The organism is Microcoleus sp. (assembly GCF_041354475.1).
GTDB lineage: Bacteria > Cyanobacteriota > Cyanobacteriia > Cyanobacteriales > Microcoleaceae > Microcoleus.
Genome location: NZ_JBGJZU010000007.1, coordinates 40,109 through 59,503 on the forward strand (window position 1 = coordinate 40,109; position 19,395 = coordinate 59,503).

18 protein-coding genes are annotated in these 19,395 nt (G+C 45.8%); 13 read left to right on the forward strand and 5 right to left on the reverse strand.

The genetic code is table 11. From position 1 onward, the window contains the following. The first annotated feature begins 31 nt into the window (after positions 1-31). On the forward strand, positions 32-1,060 hold the full coding sequence (locus ACBR23_RS04340; protein WP_341735691.1) for a hypothetical protein: 1,029 nt from the start codon (positions 32-34) through the stop codon (positions 1,058-1,060). A gap of 174 nt (positions 1,061-1,234) precedes the next feature. Here ACBR23_RS04340 and ACBR23_RS04345 read toward each other — a convergent pair whose 3' ends face one another. Further along, complete coding sequence (locus ACBR23_RS04345) at positions 1,235-2,053, reverse strand: carbohydrate ABC transporter permease (RefSeq protein ID WP_371118984.1); 819 nt, start codon at positions 2,051-2,053, stop codon at positions 1,235-1,237. 178 nt (positions 2,054-2,231) lie between these two features. Between ACBR23_RS04345 and ACBR23_RS04350 the strand changes: the two genes are divergently transcribed. From ACBR23_RS04350 to rdgB, 7 genes are all read left to right on the forward strand, one after another. Further along, positions 2,232-2,924, forward strand: a complete 693-nt coding sequence (locus tag ACBR23_RS04350) for an aldehyde oxygenase (deformylating) (RefSeq protein ID WP_371118985.1) — start codon at positions 2,232-2,234, stop codon at positions 2,922-2,924. A 209-nt stretch (positions 2,925-3,133) separates the two neighbouring features. Next, positions 3,134-4,156, forward strand: coding sequence for a long-chain acyl-[acyl-carrier-protein] reductase (locus ACBR23_RS04355; protein ID WP_371114483.1), 1,023 nt, complete (start codon positions 3,134-3,136; stop codon positions 4,154-4,156). A 318-nt stretch (positions 4,157-4,474) separates the two neighbouring features. Further along, positions 4,475-5,467, forward strand: a complete 993-nt coding sequence (gene accA, locus ACBR23_RS04360) for an acetyl-CoA carboxylase carboxyl transferase subunit alpha (protein WP_341735686.1) — start codon at positions 4,475-4,477, stop codon at positions 5,465-5,467. A 203-nt stretch (positions 5,468-5,670) separates the two neighbouring features. Next, a complete protein-coding gene (locus ACBR23_RS04365; protein WP_341735685.1) occupies positions 5,671-6,396 on the forward strand; it encodes an SDR family oxidoreductase in 726 nt (241 codons plus the stop codon). A gap of 117 nt (positions 6,397-6,513) precedes the next feature. After that, positions 6,514-7,218, forward strand: a complete 705-nt coding sequence (gene folE / locus ACBR23_RS04370; RefSeq protein WP_371114482.1) for a GTP cyclohydrolase I FolE — start codon at positions 6,514-6,516, stop codon at positions 7,216-7,218. Positions 7,219-7,394: 176 nt separating this feature from the next. Then, positions 7,395-8,822, forward strand: a complete 1,428-nt coding sequence (locus tag ACBR23_RS04375) for a phosphoglucomutase/phosphomannomutase family protein (RefSeq protein ID WP_371118986.1) — start codon at positions 7,395-7,397, stop codon at positions 8,820-8,822. 246 nt (positions 8,823-9,068) lie between these two features. After that, complete coding sequence (rdgB, locus tag ACBR23_RS04380) at positions 9,069-9,653, forward strand: RdgB/HAM1 family non-canonical purine NTP pyrophosphatase (RefSeq protein ID WP_341735682.1); 585 nt, start codon at positions 9,069-9,071, stop codon at positions 9,651-9,653. Between the two features lie 88 nt (positions 9,654-9,741). Here the strand turns inward: rdgB and ACBR23_RS04385 are convergent, their stop codons facing one another. Beyond that, positions 9,742-10,080, reverse strand: coding sequence for a P-II family nitrogen regulator (locus ACBR23_RS04385; RefSeq protein ID WP_341734688.1), 339 nt, complete (start codon positions 10,078-10,080; stop codon positions 9,742-9,744). A 346-nt stretch (positions 10,081-10,426) separates the two neighbouring features. Between ACBR23_RS04385 and ACBR23_RS04390 the strand changes: the two genes are divergently transcribed. The 4 genes from ACBR23_RS04390 (at position 10,427) to ilvB (ending at position 15,963) form a co-directional block, all read left to right on the forward strand. After that, on the forward strand, positions 10,427-11,713 hold the full coding sequence (locus ACBR23_RS04390) for an MFS transporter (RefSeq protein WP_371118987.1): 1,287 nt from the start codon (positions 10,427-10,429) through the stop codon (positions 11,711-11,713). A gap of 66 nt (positions 11,714-11,779) precedes the next feature. Further along, positions 11,780-12,850 (forward strand): AAA family ATPase, encoded by a 1,071-nt coding sequence (locus ACBR23_RS04395; protein ID WP_371114479.1) that lies wholly within the window; start codon positions 11,780-11,782, stop codon positions 12,848-12,850. A 53-nt stretch (positions 12,851-12,903) separates the two neighbouring features. After that, positions 12,904-13,722: a hypothetical protein gene (locus ACBR23_RS04400; RefSeq protein WP_371118988.1), complete on the forward strand. Its 819-nt coding sequence runs from the start codon at positions 12,904-12,906 to the stop codon at positions 13,720-13,722. Positions 13,723-14,127: 405 nt separating this feature from the next. Continuing rightward, complete coding sequence (gene ilvB, locus ACBR23_RS04405) at positions 14,128-15,963, forward strand: biosynthetic-type acetolactate synthase large subunit (protein ID WP_371119007.1); 1,836 nt, start codon at positions 14,128-14,130, stop codon at positions 15,961-15,963. On the opposite strand, the gene ACBR23_RS04410 is transcribed toward ilvB, so the two are convergent. After that, a complete protein-coding gene (locus ACBR23_RS04410; protein ID WP_371114477.1) occupies positions 15,960-16,085 on the reverse strand; it encodes a hypothetical protein in 126 nt (41 codons plus the stop codon). The genes ilvB and ACBR23_RS04410 overlap by 4 nt on opposite strands. Positions 16,086-16,104: 19 nt before the next feature. Here ACBR23_RS04410 and ACBR23_RS04415 point away from each other — a divergent pair, with 19 nt between their 5' ends. Then, positions 16,105-17,391 carry a dihydroorotase gene (locus ACBR23_RS04415; protein WP_371114476.1) on the forward strand — a complete coding sequence of 429 codons (1,287 nt, stop codon included), beginning with the start codon at positions 16,105-16,107 and terminating at the stop codon, positions 17,389-17,391. Positions 17,392-17,464: 73 nt separating this feature from the next. Here ACBR23_RS04415 and ACBR23_RS04420 read toward each other — a convergent pair whose 3' ends face one another. Both ACBR23_RS04420 and ACBR23_RS04425 read right to left on the reverse strand, forming a co-directional pair. Next, the gene (locus ACBR23_RS04420) at positions 17,465-18,796 is read right to left on the reverse strand and encodes an adenylate/guanylate cyclase domain-containing protein (protein WP_371114475.1); all 1,332 of its coding nucleotides are present in this window, start codon (positions 18,794-18,796) and stop codon (positions 17,465-17,467) included. Then, positions 18,793-19,185 carry a response regulator gene (locus tag ACBR23_RS04425; protein WP_341733586.1) on the reverse strand — a complete coding sequence of 131 codons (393 nt, stop codon included), beginning with the start codon at positions 19,183-19,185 and terminating at the stop codon, positions 18,793-18,795. The genes ACBR23_RS04420 and ACBR23_RS04425 overlap by 4 nt, the downstream gene beginning before the upstream one ends. Between the last annotated feature and the right edge of the window lie 210 nt (positions 19,186-19,395).

Below are 19,395 nucleotides of genomic sequence, written 5' to 3' on the forward strand. Positions count from 1 at the left end.
ACCGGCTGTTGCTCTACACAATTTTTTCCTAATGGCTGAAGTCCCCCAAAATCCCGCAGAACTTGCAGAAGCCCTCAAAGGCTTTACGGATATCAATTTTCAATTACCCGATCCCGAAGACGAACAAATACCAGACTTCGATTTTGACAATCAGGTTGACAATGCCTGGAAAGTATGCGATCGCTTTGACTTGCAAACCGACATCTGGCGGGGACGCATTCTCCGAACAGTCCGAGACAGAGAAAAAAAAGGTGGCGAAGGACGCGGCACTGGCTTTTTGAACTGGCTAAAAGAACGAGAAATAGGCAAAAGTCAAGCCTATTCTTTAATAGAATTAGCTAAGAGTGCCGATACATTAATCGAGCAAGGAGATTTAGACCCAGATTCCATTAGAAACTTCAGCAAAAGAGCCTTTGTAGAAACCGCCAAAGCATCTCCCGAAGTACAGCTAATGGTAACAGATGCGGCCGGAAAAGGCGATCGTATTACCAGGCGCGAAGTTAAACAACTCTCCGACGAATGGATGGCTTTGAACTCCGACTTACTCCCAGAAGAAGTCAAAGAAAAAGCATCCACAGGTTCCCTACCTTCCCGCTACCTAGCCCCCTTAGTCAAAGAAATGGAGAAACTATCTCCATCTCACCAAATTGAAATTCAAAAAGAAGTAGCAGAAAATCCCGACGTAGATACAGTCAAACAACTAACTTCCGATGCCAAGAACTTATCTAAATATCTCGATTCCGCGGCCCAAGTCCAGGCGCTCAATCAGTCTCATTTAGATATGGAAATGGCCTTAGAAGAATCCTTACGAGTAGGCTGTTTGGGAACCACCGCAGACGTTGTGAAACAGGCAGCGCAGCTAGAACAAACAGTAATCAAACTATACACTATTTGGAAGCGATTGGGGAGCTTAACAGATAGATTGTATGTAGATACAGGAGCTAGTACGCCGAATTTGCGATTACTGCTGGGATGTTTAGACACGCTTTCGGGGGAAAAGATAGAAGTGGATTTTGGAGATGGAGAACGCTCTATTCGTTTGCAAATTATTAGCGAATAAATCCACTTTTCAATCGGTGAGTGATATCAAATTTACATCTGCACTATTTCAGTAACAGGCAAGATGCCTGTTCCACAAAGACTGAATCTGATTGTGGAACGGGCTTCTAGCCTGTTCTTGAAAATAGTGCAACATCAGCAACAGGCAAGATGCCTGTTCCACAAAGACTGAATCTTAATTCTTAATCCCCGTCGTCGCAATACCCCGCATAAACTGCCGTTGACCGACCAAAAACAGTAACACAACAGGCACTGTCCCAATTACCACCGCGGCCATCAACAAGGGCCAACTGCTAGTAAACTGTTCCTGAAACTCAGCCAAAGCCAACTGTACGGTTCGCAACTCTGGGCGCGTGGTAAACACCAGGGGCTTAAACAAATCGTTCCACTCGCCGATAAACGTAAACAAAAACAGCGTCACCAAAGCAGGGCGGGCCAAAGGCAACATCACTTGCCACAAAACCTGCCAGCGGTTTGCCCCATCCAGCATGGCGGCCTCTTCCAACTGCACGGGAATTGTCAGGAAATATTGACGTAGGAGAAAAATCCCAAAACCATTAGCAGCCGTGGGTAAGATTAGCGCCCCGTAGGTATTGAGCAAATGGCCCCACTTCAAAACCAAGAAAATGGGAATCACCAAAAGCTGAAAGGGAATTACCAGGGTTGCCAAAACCACCAACACTAAGGCTTGTCGCCCTCGAAACTTCAGCCTGGCCAAGGCATAGCCGGCTAAAGCCGAAGTTACTACCTGAAAACCAGTTACTGCGATCGCCACTAGAGTAGAATTAACAAATGCCAACAAAAAATTACCGCGTCGCCAAGCCTCCTGATAGTTCGCAAAAGTCCAGCCCGTGACCTTGACACCGACACCAGATGGTGATAAAGAAACCAAAAATACAGCAGCTAGAGGCAACAGCACCAGTGCGGCCCCCACTAGCAACAAAATAAAACTCAGCAGTTCCAGTGCCCTAGACCTGTCCAAAGATTTGCCCATAAACTTGTGAATTAATCTAAAATAATAACCTTGTGAGGCTCTCAAACCCGATCTCCTCCCAGATTCCCACACAATCGCGAATTTTTAGTCGAAAATAGGTAAAGCGTACTGTCACTGACCCCAAATTTTAAAGGGGTGTCCAAACATCCTACAGGTTATTCAGGAGACTACATATCATATGCCACAGCTTGAGGCCATCCCAGCAATTGACTTTCAAACCGAAACTTACAAAGATGCTTACAGCCGAATCAATGCCATTGTGATTGAAGGCGAACAAGAAGCTCATGACAATTACCTGACACTCGCCGAACTGTTGGCGGACGAAAAGGACGAGTTAATTGGCTTGTCCAAGATGGAGAACCGGCATATGAAAGGCTTCCAAGCTTGTGGCAGGAATCTGAAAGTCACGCCAGACATGGTATTTGCCAAGGAATTCTTTTCAGAACTGCATGAGAATTTCCAAAAGGCATCTGCCGAAGGTAAGGTTGTAACTTGCTTGCTGATTCAATCGCTGATTATCGAGTGTTTTGCGATCGCCGCCTACAATATTTACATTCCCGTCGCTGACGACTTTGCCCGCAAAATCACTGAAGGCGTAGTCAAAGAAGAATACACCCACCTCAACTTTGGGGAAGTGTGGCTGGAAGCTCACTTTGAAGAATCCAAAGCTGAACTCGAAGCAGCCAACCGCCAAAACTTGCCCATCATCTGGAGACTACTAAACAAAGTCGCAGATGATGCTCAAGTCTTGGGAATGGAAAAAGATGCTTTAATTGAAGACTTTATGATTGCCTACGGTGAAGCCCTTAAAAACATTGGCTTTAACAACCGTGACATCATGCGAATGTCAGCACAAGGTCTCATAGCCTAATCAAGTATAAAATCAGGAAGGGAAAAGGAAAAATTTAAAAAAATTAATTTTTCCTTCTCCATTCTTCATCCATCACAATGGTTTGTAACCTAATTAATGGGAACATGAGGAATCAGATAAAAATTAAAAATTAAAATTTTTTAATTTTCCCTTCTTCCTTCTTCCTTCTTCCTTTTTCCTTTTTCCTTTTTCCTTAATCTGACAACTGAATGTTTGGTTTAATCGGTCACTTAACCAGCTTAGAACACGCCCAATCGGTAGCTAACGAGCTGGGCTATCCAGAATATGCCGATCAAGGTCTTGATTTTTGGTGCAGCGCACCTCCCCAAATAGTCGATAATATAACTGTTACCAGCATCACTGGGCAAAAAATAGAAGGTCGCTATGTGGAGTCCTGTTTTCTGCCAGAAATGCTAGCCACTCGCCGGATTAAAGCAGCCACCCGCAAAATCATTAACGCGATGGCACACGCTCAAAAAAACGGGATTAATATCACGGCTTTAGGTGGGTTTTCATCGATCATTTTTGAAACCTTCAACTTGCAGCAAATTAAGCAAATTCGCAATCTCAAGTTGGAGTTTGAGCGATTCACCACGGGTAATACTCACACTGCTTACATCCTCTGTCGCCAAGTAGAACAAGCTGCCCCCAAATTGGGGATTGAACTGTCCAAGGCTACCGTAGCTGTTTGTGGTGCTACTGGCGATATTGGCAGTGCCGTGTGTCGCTGGCTCAACGTTAAAACCAATGTAGCAGAATTGTTGCTGATTGCCCGTGACAAGGAACGTTTGCAAGACTTGCAGACAGAATTAGGGCGAGGCAAAATTATGGGTTTGGAAGAGGCGCTACCCCAGGCTGATATTGTCGTCTGGGTAGCGAGTATGCCGAAGGGAGTAGAAATCGATCCCTCTACATTGAAGCAACCTTGTTTGCTAATTGATGGTGGTTATCCCAAAAATCTGGCAACTCAGGTTCAGCATCCCGAAATTTACGTGCTCAATGGTGGCATTGTGGAACATTCCCTCGATATTGAGTGGAAAATCATGAAGATTGTCAATATGGATGTACCGGGTAGACAGTTGTTTGCTTGTTTTGCTGAGTCAATGCTGCTGGAATTTGAAAAGTTGTATACCAATTTTTCTTGGGGACGGAATCAAATTACGGTGGAAAAGATGGAGCAAATTGGTGAGATTTCCGTTAAACACGGTTTCCGACCTTTGATGTCATTTTGAGTTTGAAAATTAACAGTTAACAGTTAACAATGAACTGTTAACTGTTAACTGTTACAAGAAGCTTTGAGCGCAGTTTTTGATACTGAAATGGCTGTCACAGCTTCCGGAGGCGTGAGTTCGATGGCGTTGGTATTGTTGTTGTCAGAGTGTAGCAAAAAATTAAGCTCAACTCCCTGATTTGCCAAAGCGATAGGAAGCAATTGACCAATTAATAGTGACAACTTCAACCGGGCCCTCTTTTGGAGCAACACCTAACACGGTAGGATCTCCAAAGAGTCGATCGACAAAACCTGACAAAACATTATAGAAACTCTCAGCGTGCCAAACCCAGACCGGAAACCACTACTCTTAGATTTTGAAAAGCCCCTGGCAAAACTCGAAGCCCGAATTCACGAGATTCGCCAACTTGCAGCCGAAAACGGTGTGGATGTTTCCGAAGAAACATCCGAAGAAATTCGCAAGCTGGAAGCTCGAACAGACCAACTGCGGCAAGAGATTTTTAGCAGCCTCTCCCCCATGCAGCGGTTGCAACTAGCCCGTCACCCCCGTCGCCCCAGTACCCTCGATTACGTTCAGGCAATTAGCGACGAGTGGATTGAGCTTCACGGCGATCGACGGGGCGGTGACGACCCGGCCATGGTGGGTGGTATTGCCCGCATTGATGGGCGTCCCACGGTCATCATCGGCCACCAAAAAGGTCGCGACACCAAAGACAATATTGCCCGCAACTTCGGTATGGCGGCTCCCGGTGGCTACCGCAAAGCCCTACGATTGATGGAACACGCCGATCGCTTCTCCATGCCAATTTTCACCTTTATCGACACTCCAGGGGCTTGGGCGGGCTTAGAAGCCGAACAGCTTGGACAAGGAGAGGCGATCGCCTGTAACCTCCGAGAAATGTTTCGCCTCGATGTTCCCATCATCTGTACCGTCATCGGCGAAGGCGGTTCTGGTGGCGCTTTGGGCATAGGCGTCGGCGAGCGATTGTTGATGCTAGAGCATTCCGTCTATACCGTTGCTACCCCCGAAGCTTGCGCCGCGATCCTGTGGAAAGACTCTGGGAAAGCCAACTTGGCCGCCGAAGCTCTAAAAATTACTTCTTGGGATTTGAAAAACCTCGGCGTTCTCGATCAAATAGTACCAGAACCCATTGGTGGCGCTCACTCTAACCCCCTCAAGGCTGCGTCCATACTGAAACGAGCATTGTTGGAAAATTTAGCAGAACTGAGTCAGCTTTCCAGCCAGCAGCGCCGGGAACTGCGGTATCAAAAATTCCGCCACATCGGTGTATTCACAGAAATTCCTGCTTGAGCCGATCGATTCCCAGGAATCAGTTCAGCAATTTTTAACTGAAAACTCATCTTCTCAATACCGATGGATAATTCTGCGAATCTGCCAGCAATGTTATAATTTTTGATGTGACATCGGCTTAACATTTCTTAATGTTAATCTCAGAAATAACTGTTCCCATGGGATATTCGATCGACTGAGTTTCCCCCATACCGAGTTTTTCTATGAACTATCCGACAACAAAGCAGGCTCTGATTACCGGAGCAAGTAGCGGTATTGGCAAAGCCACGGCTCTAGCATTTGCCAAAGCCGGCATAAACCTGGCTTTAGTTAGTCGAGGGTCAGAAAACTTAGAAGCCGTTGCCGCCGCAGCCAGAGAAGTCGGAGTGAAAGCAGAAGCTTATCCCTTAGACTTGTCAAAAATTGACCAAGTGCAAAGTAGCATCAGTGCGATTGCAGCTCAATTTGGACCAGTAGATATCCTGGTCAACAGTGCTGGCATGGGCTATACAGGTCCATTGACAGAAACGCCTCTAGCCGACTGGCAGAGAGTTTTAGACCTGAATTTGACTAGCGTCTGGCAGTGCATTCAAGGAATTTTGCCGTCCATGCGCGATCGAAAATCAGGAATCATCATCAACGTTTCCTCCATCGCCGGCAGCCAAGTCTTTCCGAATTGGGGACTATATTGCGTCAGCAAATTCGGTCTCATGGCTTTGTCTAAGGCTGTAGCGACAGAAGAACGGGCTGGCGGAATTCGTGTAACAACAATCTGTCCAGGTTCTGTCAACACTCCCATGTGGGACACGGAAACAGTCCAAGCCGACTTCGATCGCACAGCCATGTTAACTCCAGAAATCGTCGCCGAATCTATACTGCACGCAGTACAGTTACCCGATGGCGCCGTAATTGAAGAAATCACCCTCATGTCCAACGCTGGAGTTTTGTGAACAGGAGATTTGAGACTGCTGAGTTTTCCAGGAATTCAACAATCTTTGAATCTCTAGCTATATTCTCCAATCGCAAATCCCAAATCAAAAATCCATCTACCCTGACACCAATTTTTTATGACAATTGCATCGAACAACGGTTCCACAATACTTTCAGAAACCCCAGACAACAATTTGCCCCGCATCCCCACTAGACCTGATCGCAACTCCTCGAACGGTCTAGAATCCCAGGTGCCGGTACCTTCAGAAGTAGGTCAGGAGGAAATGATGGAAGCAGTGCGGACGATGCTGCTAGGAATCGGAGAAAACCCCGAACGGGAAGGATTGCTCAAAACCCCGAAGCGGGTAGCAGAAGCTATGCGGTTTCTCACCAGTGGCTACAGTCAATCCCTAGAAGAACTGCTCAACGGCGCTATTTTTGACGAAGGTCACAATGAGATGGTGTTAGTGCGAGACATCAGCGTCTTCAGTATGTGCGAACACCATATGCTACCGTTTATGGGACGAATTCATGTCGCTTACATCCCCAACCAAAAAGTAGTAGGGTTGAGCAAATTAGCCCGCATTGTCGAGATGTACAGCCGACGGTTACAGGTACAGGAACGTTTGACTCGCCAAGTTGCCGAAGCGGTTCAGACCATATTGGAACCCAGGGGAGTAGCTGTGGTGATGGAAGCTAGTCATATGTGTATGACTATGCGCGGAGTACAAAAACCCGGTGCTTGGACAGTTACCAGTGCGATGTTGGGCATATTCCAAGACGAACAGAAAACTCGCGAAGAATTCCTGAATTTGATTCGCCATCAACCGGCATTCTTTTAGTCAATAGTCAGTAGTCATTAGTCAGTAGTCATTAGTCAGTAGTCATTAGTCAGTAGTCATTAGTCAGTAGTGAGAGTAGAGGCTTGAGGAACAATTCCATAATCTCAAATCTCAAATTAGATGACGATCGCCTGTTGAGCTAATAAAATAGATTGGTGACTCATGGCTTTTGACTAATGAATCCTATTAAATTCGGTACAGATGGCTGGCGCGGCATTATTGCTGACGATTTTACATTCGATCGCGTAGCGTTAGTAGCGCCGCTAGCAGCACAAGTTCTCGCACAAACCGGCGGCAATGATGCCAGCAGCGGTACCGTAATCGTCGGTCACGATCGCCGATTTTTGGCGGAAGATTTTGCCAAAACAGCGGCTGTTGCAGTCCAGAACGCCGGATTTGACGTGCTGCTGAGCGATACTTACGCTCCCACTCCGGCTTTTAGTTTGGCTGCGCAACAATTAAATGCTTTGGGCGCGATCGTCCTAACTGCCAGCCATAATCCCGGCGCATATTTAGGGTTAAAAGTCAAGGGCGGCTTTGGAGGTTCAGTTTCGCCGGAAGTTACTCAACAGATAGAAGCAAAGTTAGGAAATCCCGCCCCAATTTCCGCAACTCCGGGCAAATTGGAGAGTTTCAATCCTTGGCCTGCTTACTGCAAAACCTTGCGGGAAATGGTCGATATTGATGGGATTAAACAGGCGATCGCCTCTAACAAAATTACCGTATTTGTAGATGCCATGCACGGTGCGGCCGCCGGAGGATTGGCACAGATTTTAGAAGAAACAGTGCACGAAGTCAATAGCGATCGCGATCCGCTATTTGGAGGCGGAGCACCGGAACCTTTGCCGCGCTATCTTTCGCAGTTGTTTCGGGTGATGCGAACTCACCAACGCCAAAGCTCTGGTTTGTCGATCGGGTTTGTGTTTGACGGAGATAGCGATCGGATTGCTGCTGTTGACTCTAGCGGCAATTTCCTCAGTTCACAAATCCTAGTTCCCATATTAATCGAACATTTAGCCAAACGGCGCGGGTTTACTGGGGAAGTGATTAAAACAGTCAGCGGTTCTGACATTATCCCCAAAATTGCTAAATTGTACGACTTGCCCTTATTTGAAACGCCGATCGGTTACAAGTATATAGCCGATCGAATGTTGACCACTCAAGTCCTAGTCGGCGGGGAAGAATCGGGAGGAATCGGCTACGGTACCCACATCCCAGAAAGAGATGCTTTGTTGTCGGCGCTGTATTTGTTAGAAGCCGTTGTCAAATCCGGCGAAGATTTAAGCCAAATCTATGCCAGATTGCAAAAAGAAACAGGCTTTACTTCAGCTTACGACAGAATCGACTTGCACTTAGCAAATATGGACGAACGTTCGCGTTTGCTGTCGCTGTTGGAAAATCAACCTTTAACAAAAATCGCCGATAAAGCAGTTGTAGATTGCAACAAAGTTGACGGATATAAATTCCGTTTAGCTGACGGAAGTTGGCTATTAATTCGATTTAGCGGTACTGAACCAGTTTTGCGGTTATATTCAGAAGCTGCGACTTTGAAAGAAGTAATGCAAAACTTGAATTGGGCGAAAGATTGGGCGCAGAAAGGTTAAACAGTTGATAATTGACAAGGGACAGCCCAATCAGCCCTAGGTTTTTGCTGTTCCTTGTCAACTGTTAATTGTTAATGCTCCACCGTAATATAAAAAAAGCACTAAAACCAGATTTATTTACTTGTTTCTCCCTGCTTCTTCTCTGTGCCCTCTGTGTCCTCTGCGGTTAATAAAAAGATTAACTGACGCTGCCACCATTGGCGCAAGATTTTTGTTAATATTAATGCGTAAGTTTTAATTGAAATAATGACTAATCGTAAATTGCTAGTTGTCGCTACCAGCAATCCCGGCAAACTCAAAGAAATGCAAACTTATCTTCAGGATTTAGGGTGGGAGTTACAACTGAAACCGGAAGAGTTGGAAGTAGAAGAAACTGGCGATACATTTATCGCTAATGCTTGTTTGAAAGCTGCGGAAATCGCCAAAGCAACTGGAGAATGGTCGATCGCAGATGATTCCGGTTTAATGGTAGATGCACTGGATGGCCAACCCGGAATTTATTCGGCGCGCTACGGAAAAACGGATGCTGACAGGATTGAGCGACTCCTCAAAGAATTAGGAAGCCAACAGAACAGACAAGCCCAATTTGTTGGTGCGATCGCGATCGCCCGTCCCGACGGTACAATTGCCCTGCAAGTAGAAGGAATTTGTCGCGGTGAAATTCTGCAAAGTCCTCGCGGTACCGGAGGTTTCGGATACGATCCCATTTTCTACGTGCCCGCACAGCAACAGACGTTTGCAGAAATGACACCTGATACCAAGCGATTGTACTCTCACCGTGGCAAAGCATTCCAGTCTCTGATACCACAAATGAAGACAATTGTGAAGTAAAAGAATAGGGAGATAGGGAGATAGGGAGAGGGCGAGAGACGGCTACAAATTCCGATTCCCGATTCCCCATTCCCCATTCCCGAATTTCCTAGATTGCCTCTAGGTTTTTTTCACCAGTGCGAATACGGATAATTTGCTCTACAGGAGAGACAAAAATCTTGCCGTCGCCAATCTCGCCAGTGCGAGAAGCAGCGATGATTTTATCAACCACCATGTCAACCTGATCGTTTTCAACAACGACCTCGACCTTGAGTTTTTGCAAAAACTCAACCGTGTACTCAGAACCGCGATAGCGTTCAGTCATACCCTTCTGGCGACCAAAACCTCTAACTTCAGAAACAGTCATCCCTACAATGCCGGCATTGACAAGGGCGATTTTTACTTCGTCAAGTTTAAAGGGACGAATAATAGCTTCAACTTTTTTCAAGTTTTTCACTCCTGACACTTACTTCCTTCGTTATATTACTTAATTGGGGTGACACCTTTTGATATCATTGCCAAGGTCTAGCATTTTGTAAAATATACTACCGTATGTTCCAACGCCATTGAAATGTAGACCAATCTTTGACAAAATTCCTTGATTTTACTCAAGGCTGGGTTAGGTTGAGCCGATCGCATTAGAGTGAAAAGACCGTAGCCTTTCGACGGCGATCTGTTAAAACAGAAAAATAACCCAGGAGACAGGAGTTTTCCCAGCCTCCATATTGCTATGTCAAATTTGCACGTATTGCTGAAAACTATAATTACCAAAGGCGGTCAGTTAAACTATTCCTATGCACCCAGCTAGTCCTCCCCCTGACCGCAATGGCCTCAATGCCCTATTCAGAAACCGCGCCTTCCTCGCCCTGTGGACTGGCCAACTTTTGGCCCAAGTGGCAGATAAGATTTTTTATGTATTGCTGATTATCCTCCTGAAAACTGGTGATTACACACCAGGGCAGAATTTTGAAAATTCCATGCTGTCAGCGGTGATGATTGCTTACACGGTGCCTGCGATCGTCTTTGGTTCAGTAGCAGGTATCGCCGTAGACCGCTTTCCCAAGAAGCAAATGCTGATGGGCTGCAACGTGATTCGATCCCTATTAATTGCCGCGATGCCGTTTTTGCCCAAAGCCTTTGTTGTCTTGCTGGTGATTACATTTTTGGTTTCTACCGTCACCCAATTTTTTGCTCCCGCAGAAGCAGCAGCCATTCCGCTGGCGGTGGGGCGAGAGGGACTGATGTCCGCGAACGCCCTATTCGCCTCGTCCACGATGGGTGGCATCATTGTCGGTATGACGATCGGCGAACCGCTGTTTACTTGGATCAAACACAGCTACGGAGGAGGTTCTAGAGAGTTTTTGCTGGCCGGGTTGTATGTAATATCGGCCGGTTTGATTTATGCCATGCGGATCAAAGAAACTCATGCTAGCAGCAGTGTAAAAAACATCCATCCTTGGCAAGATTTCAAGGAAGGTTTGCGCTATTTGAAGCACAATCGCCTGGTTAGCAATGCGATGGTACAGTTGACGATTTTGTATTCGGTGTTTGCTGCGCTTCAGGTGCTGGCGATCGCCCTTTCGGGTAAAATAGGTCTCAAAGAAACTCAATTTGGCTTTTTGCTCGCTGCTGCGGGTGTGGGTATGGTATTTGGCGCGGCCTTTTTGGGACATTGGGGCGATCGCGTGTACAACAAACCTTTACCGTTAATTGGTTTCTTAATGATGGGTTTTGTGTTGGCAATGTTTGCCTTTACCAGACAGTTGTGGTTGGGATTTAGTTTAAGCGCTTTGTTCGGTTTCGGCGCTTCCCTGATTAACGGCCCGATGCAAGCCTTAATTCAAGAGCAAACTCCAGAATCGATGCGAGGAAAAGTCTTTGGATTTGAGAACAATGCAATTAATATTGCCCTCAGTCTGCCTTTAGCGATTACCGGCCCGCTGACAGATGCTGTCGGTAAAGCTGTGGGCTCTGATGATCTAGGTTTGCGGATTGTGTTACTGAGTTTGGGCTGTTTAGTCCCAGTCATGGGGCTTGTAGCTTGGCGACATACCCGCCATGTTTTACAGGATGTTGTTTGAATTTAGTCAACAGTCATCAGTCATCAGTTATTAGTCATCAGTCAACGATGTTTAGAGACTTCCCAAATGAAAGTTCAATCTGTTGAGCTAAAGTATTTCAAGAAATTTCTGACTCCCCCGCCATTTAATTTCACCGATCCAGACACTGGGTTGGCACGAAATCTGACTGTTCTAATTGGCATGAACGGCTCTGGCAAAACAAGTCTTTTACAAGCGATCGCAGCAACATTAGGTACGGCTACCGGACGATTACAAAAATTTTCTGACTTAGAATGGGCAGGATTTAACTATGAATTGCTAGGAAACAACTGGGGAAAATTTCCACCAGAAGTCACTTTACAGGTACAGTTTTCCTCCCAAGAACTTCAAGCAGTTGCAGACTTTTACCAAAAATTACAAGGGATGGGACACAATTTAAAAGTTCCTCCGGCACAAAAACATAGTGTGAAACTCAGATGGCGATCGCCATCTGAGCTAGTCGTAGCGGATAGTGCTCCTGAATTATTTCAATTTAAAGGACGAGAATACGCTAAACGACTGCTTCGTTCTGAAGGCTTTCAGGCGTTTCAGCGAGTTGGCAGCGTTCTTTGGTACACCGAGCAAAGAACTGCAACTAGCCTAACAACAGAAGATCCCGAAAAGCAACAAGAAATTACTGAGGATATTTTGCGCGATCGGCTATCAAAATGGCGGCAGTTTCATCAAGATGTCGAAACAGGTAGAATTCAGCAACTGCGACCGGGACAAAAAGACTTGTATGCTGAAATTGAACGAGGTTACAAAGGAGTTTTTCCCCAACGCAGCTTTCTAGGCCCCGTCCCGCGCGAGAATATAGATGATATCCTGAGCGAACCTTGGTTTTATCTTTACGACGGCAGAAATCAGTATGAAATTTCTGAGATGTCTGGAGGCGAACGAGCTGTCTTTCCCATCCTCATGGATTTTGCCAATTGGAACATTCATAATTCACTCATCTTGATTGATGAAATTGAATTGCACCTCCACCCACCAATGCAACAGGCATTCCTTAGATCCTTGACTAAGCTAGGCAATAATAATCAGTTTATAATTACAACCCACTCTGATTATGTGGAGCAATTAGTGCCTGAAGCACACATTATCAGGCTAGAGGTGTAATTGTGAGTGTTGTCAGTAGCAAAATTATTTTCTGCGAAGGAAAGCAAACAAGTTTGGATAATCAACTGCTGGGGCGGGTTTTAGAAACACTACCAGCAGAGCGGCCTACAATTGTCCCCTGTGGCAGTAAATTTAACTTTTCTTCATTTGCACAGGGTTATTTTTCCGGTCAAAAAATTGGCAGTCAAAAATATCTCGTTTTCCGAGATCGAGACTTCGATGCCAAGCCTTCAGAAGAGGTACGACTGATTCAATTAGGCAGTCAATCCGTTTGGTTAACGCATCGAGCTTGCATTGAGAACTATTTCCTAGATCCTGACTTGATTCATGATTATTGGCGAGAAAAATATATCGAGAAGCAGGAAAATCCCATTTCAAAATGGGCACATAAAGACTCTCCAGGTATCGATAGGATTGCACAATGGATGGAAAATGCTGCAAAGAGCTTGCAAGACTACCAAGCTGTACGCTGGGCTTTAGGCGAGCTGTTGTTCTCAAGTCCAACGAGAACGCAGCTCAAGACAACTTGGACTGGTGGTAGCGGTCAGCTTCCCTCGTCTTTAGCGCTACTAGATTGTCGAACTGAAGCTAGAGAACTAATTAACCAATTTAGACAAGCTGTCGAAACAGTTACACTAGATGGATTTGAAGCAAGCCTAGCTAATTATCACCAGCAATTTAGTCGATCAGAATTTTGGTCGCAGAAACATTATGTAATCTGGTTTCACGGGAAAGATATTCAAAAAGAAATGCAAAAGCAAGAATCTCAATATATCTCTCTAGAAAGATTTTTTTATTGGGCTGCCAATAAATTGGACATCAATCGACATCTCGATCTCAGGGAGTTACGAAGAAAGATTGAGCAGCTATAACTGTCGATGTGACTGTTGAGGATACGGAATGCGGGTTAGATGTGTGACCAAGAATTTATTGTGGTACGGGCCCCCGGATTTATCCGTGGAATCAATCCAAAATCTCAAATCTCAAATCCTCACGCCCCCGAATTTATCCGTGGGGTTAATCCAAAATCTAAAATCTAAAATCTAAAATCGAATGACGGTAGCGTATTTCCAGCTCAGCCCTCTGGGGTTCTCCCGCGATCGGAATCTCCCCTGTCTCCCTCTCGGATTCTAAAACTTCTATGCCCCAAGCCGATGTCTTATTCTCAAGTGTTGAGAAAAATATCAACACTCCAACTTTTAAAGCTTCCATATTGAGAAAGAAGTAAAATGAAAGCCTTAATCGTAAATTATAATTACTTTGAGGAAAAAAAATCTGTGCAACTAAAAACTAAAGTAGCGGTAAAGCGTGCAACTGGTGCATTTGCTCTGATTGACAGCTTGAGACGACACGGTGTCAAGCATATTTTTGGTTATCCCGGCGGCGCAATTCTGCCGATTTACGACGAACTATACCGCGCTGAAGCCGAGGGCGGCATCCAACATATTCTGGTGCGCCACGAGCAAGGTGCTGCTCATGCCGCTGATGGGTATGCCCGCGCTACCGGACAAGTAGGGGTCTGTTTCGCCACTTCCGGGCCGGGTGCAACTAACTTGGTGACGGGGATTGCGACGGCTCACATGGATTCGATCCCGATGGTAATTATTACCGGTCAGGTGGCTCGGCCGGCGATCGGCACCGATGCTTTTCAGGAAACCGATATCTATGGCATTACACTGCCCATTGTCAAGCATTCCTATGTAGTACGCGACCCCAGAGATATGGCGAAAATAGTCGCCGAGGCTTTCCACATCGCCAGTACGGGGCGTCCAGGGCCAGTGTTGGTGGACGTACCCAAGGATGTGGGTTTGGAGGAATTTGACTATCTGCCCGTCGAGCCTGGAGCAGTCAGGATTCCTGGTTATCGGCCGACAGTGAAGGGAAATCCCCGGCAAATTAATCAAGCAATTCATTTGCTCAACGAATCCCAACGTCCTTTGATCTATGTCGGTGGCGGCGCGATCGCCGCGGGAGCCCATGATGAAATTAAAGAACTAGCGGAACTGTTCCAAATCCCAGTAACCACAACCCTGATGGGCAAAGGTGCTTTTGATGAAAATCATCCTTTGTCGGTGAAAATGCTGGGGATGCACGGCACGGCTTACGCTAACTTTGCCGTCACCGAGTGCGATTTGTTGATTGCTGTCGGAGCCCGATTTGACGATCGCGTCACAGGCAAATTAGACGAGTTTGCCGCCCGCGCCAAGGTGATTCACATCGACATCGACCCCGCTGAGGTAGGTAAAAATCGCGGACCAGAAGTTCCGATTGTCGGAGATGTCCGCCAAGTTTTGATCGATATGCTGCGTCGCTGTCGTGAAACAGGAGTTTCGGGAAATCCGGGACAAACACGGGCATGGCTCGAAAGGATCGACGGCTGGAAACGCGATTACCCCTTAGTCGTACCTCATTACCCAGAAATTTTGTCTCCCCAAGAGGTGATTTCCGAGTTGGGAACTCAAGCGCCGGATGCTTACTACACCACCGATGTGGGTCAACATCAAATGTGGTCGGCTCAATTCCTCAACAACGGGCCTCGTCGCTGGATTTCTAGTGCTGGCTTGGGAACTATGGGTTACGGGCTGCCGGCGGCAATGGGTGCGAAAATGGCACTGCCCCAGGAGCAAGTAATTTGCATTGCTGGCGATGCTAGCGTCCAAATGAATATTCAAGAGTTGGGAACTTTAGCACAATACGGCATTAATGTCAAGCTAGTAATTGTGAATAATGGCTGGCAAGGTATGGTGCGACAGTGGCAGCAGGCTTTCTATGGGGAGCGCTATTCGTCGTCGAACATGACTGTGGGGATGCCGGATTTTGTGATGTTGGCTCAAGCTTATGGCGTTAAGGGGATACTGGTTTCAAAGCCGGGGGAACTGAAGGGGGCGATCGCCGAAATGCTGGCCCATGAAGGTCCGGTACTTGTGGACGTGAAGGTGACGAGGGACGAAAACTGTTATCCGATGGTTGTTCCCGGTAAGAGCAACGCTCAAATGGTTGGTTTACCCGAACGCAGCAGCTTGGAATCGGCAGAGTTAATTTATTGTCCCAGTTGTGGGGCCAAGAATGTTTCGACCAATAAGTTTTGTCCTGAGTGTGGGACAAAAGTTTAGTTGACAGTTGACGGTTGACGGTTGACAGTTGACAGTTGACGGTTGACAGTTGACGGTTGACAGTTGACTGTTAACCGTTGACTGTATTCCCAATTCCCAATTCCCCATTCCCAATTCCCCATTCCCAATTCCCAATTCCCAATGACTTCTGAACTGCTGCAAAATGTACGGGTGCTAGATCCAGTTTCAGAGGGCGATCGCCTTGCTGATGTTCTGATTGCTGAAGGCGATATCAAAGCAGTTGAGCCAAAAATTGCCCAATTCCCCGCTGACACAGAAGTGCGAGATTGTCGGGGACTGATTTTGGGGCCGGGACTGACTGATATTTACAGTCACAGCGGAGAGCCTGGTTTTGAGGATCGAGAAACCCTGCAATCTTTGATGCAGGCTGCTGCTGCTGGTGGTTTTACGCGGGTGGCGATTTTGCCCGATACATCTCCACCTCTTGACAATTTGGCCGGTTTAGCTTTGTTAGAGCAAAATATCCGCAATTTTGCCCCTTCCCTTCCCCGCTTATATTTCTGGGGCGCTCTCACTACGGGTGTGGCAGGCCAACATATGGCTGAGTTGGGGGAGTTGGCATCCAGCGCGATTGTGGGGTTTGCCGATGGTTTACCCCTGGCTAATCCAGCTCTGGCAATGCGTTTGTTGGAATATATACAGCCTTTGGGTAAGTCGGTGGCTTTGTGGCCGATGGATCGCACTTTGGCAGGAAATGGAGTCGCTAGGGATGGTGCGGTTTCCCTTCGCTTGGGTTTACCGGGAATGCCGGTGGCTGCGGAAACTTCCGCTTTGGCTGCCATCCTGGAATTAGTCGCTACTGTGCCGACTCCCGTGCACATCATGCGGGTTTCTTGTGCTCGCAGTGTGGAACTAATTCGAGATGCGAAGGCGCGGGGTTTGCCGGTGACTGCGAGTGTGACTTGGATGCACTTGTTGTTAAATGTGGGGGCAATTTCAGGAAATACCACTGTTTCTTTTGCTTATGACCCAAATTTGCGTTTAGATCCGCCTTTGGGTAATCAGGCTGACCAGTTGGCGCTGCTTCAAGGCCTCCAAGATGGGGTGATTGATGCGATCGCGATCGACCACACTCCCTATACTTATGAGGAGAAAACCGTGGCTTTTGCTGATGCTCCACCAGGGGCGATCGGTTTGGAATTAGCTTTACCTTTACTATGGCAAAATTTGGTAGAAACCGGCGATTTTTCGGCTCTAGAACTGTGGCGATTTTTGAGTACCCGCCCCGCCGTTTGTCTCGGACAAACCCCTCCTACGGCTGCACCAGGAGTCGCTGCTGAGCTGATTTTATTCGACCCGCAAAAGAGTTGGACTGTTGATGGGCAAAGTTTGAAGTCGCGATCGGTCAATACGCCTTGGTTTGGGAAGAAATTAGCCGGAAAAGTTCTACAAACTTGGACTTATTGACCATTGATATTGGGATAAAAATTAAAATGTATATCCTTTATTTTATGCTTTAATATTTACAAGTAGTTAGCATTTAAATAAACTCCCCTCGATTTTGGGGTAATATTGCCTGCATTTCCTGACAACGTTCCAGATAATTTTGTGCAACCTGATCCAGCGGATTTTGTTCCACACACTCACCAAAAAGTTGTGCAGCTTCTTTATGTTTACTCGCACTGTAGTTATATAAAGCTTCTCGAAATATAGATAAAGTCCTTGCCTTGCCTTCCTTTACTTCAGGTTTATCCGCTTCAAATACTTCATAAATTGTCACCAAATTAGATTTTCCTTTGACTCGAACATGACCGATATTGCGGATACAATCCCGTGGAAAATTGGTTAACTTGGAAAAAGTATTTTGAGTAATTAACATTGATACTCCATAGCTTTTTGTCAGGCTTTCCACCCGCGCCGCTAAATTCACCGCATCCCCAATCACCGTACTATCCATCCGATTAGTTGCCCCAACGGTTCCTAACATCAATGAACCTGTATTGATACCAATCCCAATTTTAATCGGCACATAACCAGCATTAACCCGATATAGATTATAATCATCTAGACTGTACAACATAGAAATTCCGGCTTGGACTGCATCAAGGGCACTGTGACCAAATAAAGCCATAATTGCATCCCCAATATATTTATCAATAAAACCGTGATTTTCAATAATTCCCGGTTCCATGCGACTTAAATAAGCATTAATAAATTTAAAATTTTCTTGGGGTGTCATTCCCTCCGACAGAGCAGTAAAATCCCTAATATCAGAAAATAATATGGACATTTCTTTTTCTACGCTGTCCCCCAGTTTAACATCGCTCAACGTGTCACGGCTTAGCAGCGAGACAAATTCATTAGGTACAAAGCGTTTAGCAGCTTCCGTTAATTTTGATTGCTGTTCTAGGGCAAATTCCAACTCCTGATTTATTTTCCTAAGTTCCGCATTTTGTGCAGCTAGTTTTTTATCTTGACTGTAACTGTGGACCGCTTCTGTTACCGTCAATTTCAAATCTTCAGTTTGCCAAGGTTTGCCTATATAACGATAAAGTTTAGCATTTTTGATAGCATTTCCTACCGCCTCAATAGTCGCCTGACCTGTTAGCATCACCTTGAGAGTTTTAGGAGATAATTGGTGGACTCGCCTCAACAGTTCATCTCCTTTCATGTCTGGCATCACGTAGTCGGAGATAATTAAGGGAATTTCATACTCGTCCTCCATCAATTCAGCAATTAATTCTAGGGCATCTTCACCTCCTTCGGCAATTTCAATTCGATAAGTATTACCTAAAGCATCTTTTAATTCAGTTTTGAGACTTTTCAAAACTGTTTTTTCATCATCCACACAAATAATAACTTGTTTGGTCATAGTGATAAAGCCGTTTTAATGGTTTCGATCAACTCTTCTTCTGACCAAGGTTTGTGCAAACAGCGATGGAGGTTTGCTTGATCGAACGCCCTCTGGACTGCATCTTCATCCGCTTGACCAGTCAGCATGATTTTAACAATATTGGGAAATTTTTGATGAACTCGAACTAAAAACTCGTCTCCCTTCATTCCTGGCATCAACCAATCAGAAACAATTAAAATAATCATTGTTTCGTCATCGTTGAATTCATCGATTAAATCTAAAGCATCCGCAGGACTCTCGGCCATTTCATAGGAATAGTTACTGCCAAATGCTGATTTTAATTGGGTTTTGAGACTTTTCAATACCACTTTTTCGTCGTCAACGCACAGGATGATTGGCTTAGACATTTTTGGCCTGTTGATTAGGATTATACCAGAAGGAATATGGAAGATGGAATATGCAATCAAATCAAGGGTTTTAGTAATTCAAAATGTCATTATCCCCACAGTATTTGGTATCATACTAGGAATTTTTCCGGCTTTGAATCAACTATAATTACGATGGATTTTGAATAGAAAAACAACCGAAGCTAGCCAAAGCTGGGAGTTTTTTATAGT

Coding starts and splice junctions, on each gene's coding strand:
- ACBR23_RS04340 (WP_341735691.1), top strand. CDS start 32: ATGGCTGAAGTCCCCCAAAATCCCGCAGAACTTGCAGAAGCCCTCAAA.
- ACBR23_RS04345 (WP_371118984.1), bottom strand. CDS start 2,053: ATGGGCAAATCTTTGGACAGGTCTAGGGCACTGGAACTGCTGAGTTTT.
- ACBR23_RS04350 (WP_371118985.1), top strand. CDS start 2,232: ATGCCACAGCTTGAGGCCATCCCAGCAATTGACTTTCAAACCGAAACT.
- ACBR23_RS04355 (WP_371114483.1), top strand. CDS start 3,134: ATGTTTGGTTTAATCGGTCACTTAACCAGCTTAGAACACGCCCAATCG.
- ACBR23_RS04365 (WP_341735685.1), top strand. CDS start 5,671: ATGAACTATCCGACAACAAAGCAGGCTCTGATTACCGGAGCAAGTAGC.
- folE (WP_371114482.1), top strand. CDS start 6,514: ATGACAATTGCATCGAACAACGGTTCCACAATACTTTCAGAAACCCCA.
- ACBR23_RS04375 (WP_371118986.1), top strand. CDS start 7,395: ATGAATCCTATTAAATTCGGTACAGATGGCTGGCGCGGCATTATTGCT.
- rdgB (WP_341735682.1), top strand. CDS start 9,069: ATGACTAATCGTAAATTGCTAGTTGTCGCTACCAGCAATCCCGGCAAA.
- ACBR23_RS04390 (WP_371118987.1), top strand. CDS start 10,427: ATGCACCCAGCTAGTCCTCCCCCTGACCGCAATGGCCTCAATGCCCTA.
- ACBR23_RS04395 (WP_371114479.1), top strand. CDS start 11,780: ATGAAAGTTCAATCTGTTGAGCTAAAGTATTTCAAGAAATTTCTGACT.
- ACBR23_RS04410 (WP_371114477.1), bottom strand. CDS start 16,085: ATGGGGAATTGGGAATGGGGAATTGGGAATTGGGAATACAGTCAACGG.
- ACBR23_RS04415 (WP_371114476.1), top strand. CDS start 16,105: ATGACTTCTGAACTGCTGCAAAATGTACGGGTGCTAGATCCAGTTTCA.
- ACBR23_RS04420 (WP_371114475.1), bottom strand. CDS start 18,796: ATGACCAAACAAGTTATTATTTGTGTGGATGATGAAAAAACAGTTTTG.
- ACBR23_RS04425 (WP_341733586.1), bottom strand. CDS start 19,185: ATGTCTAAGCCAATCATCCTGTGCGTTGACGACGAAAAAGTGGTATTG.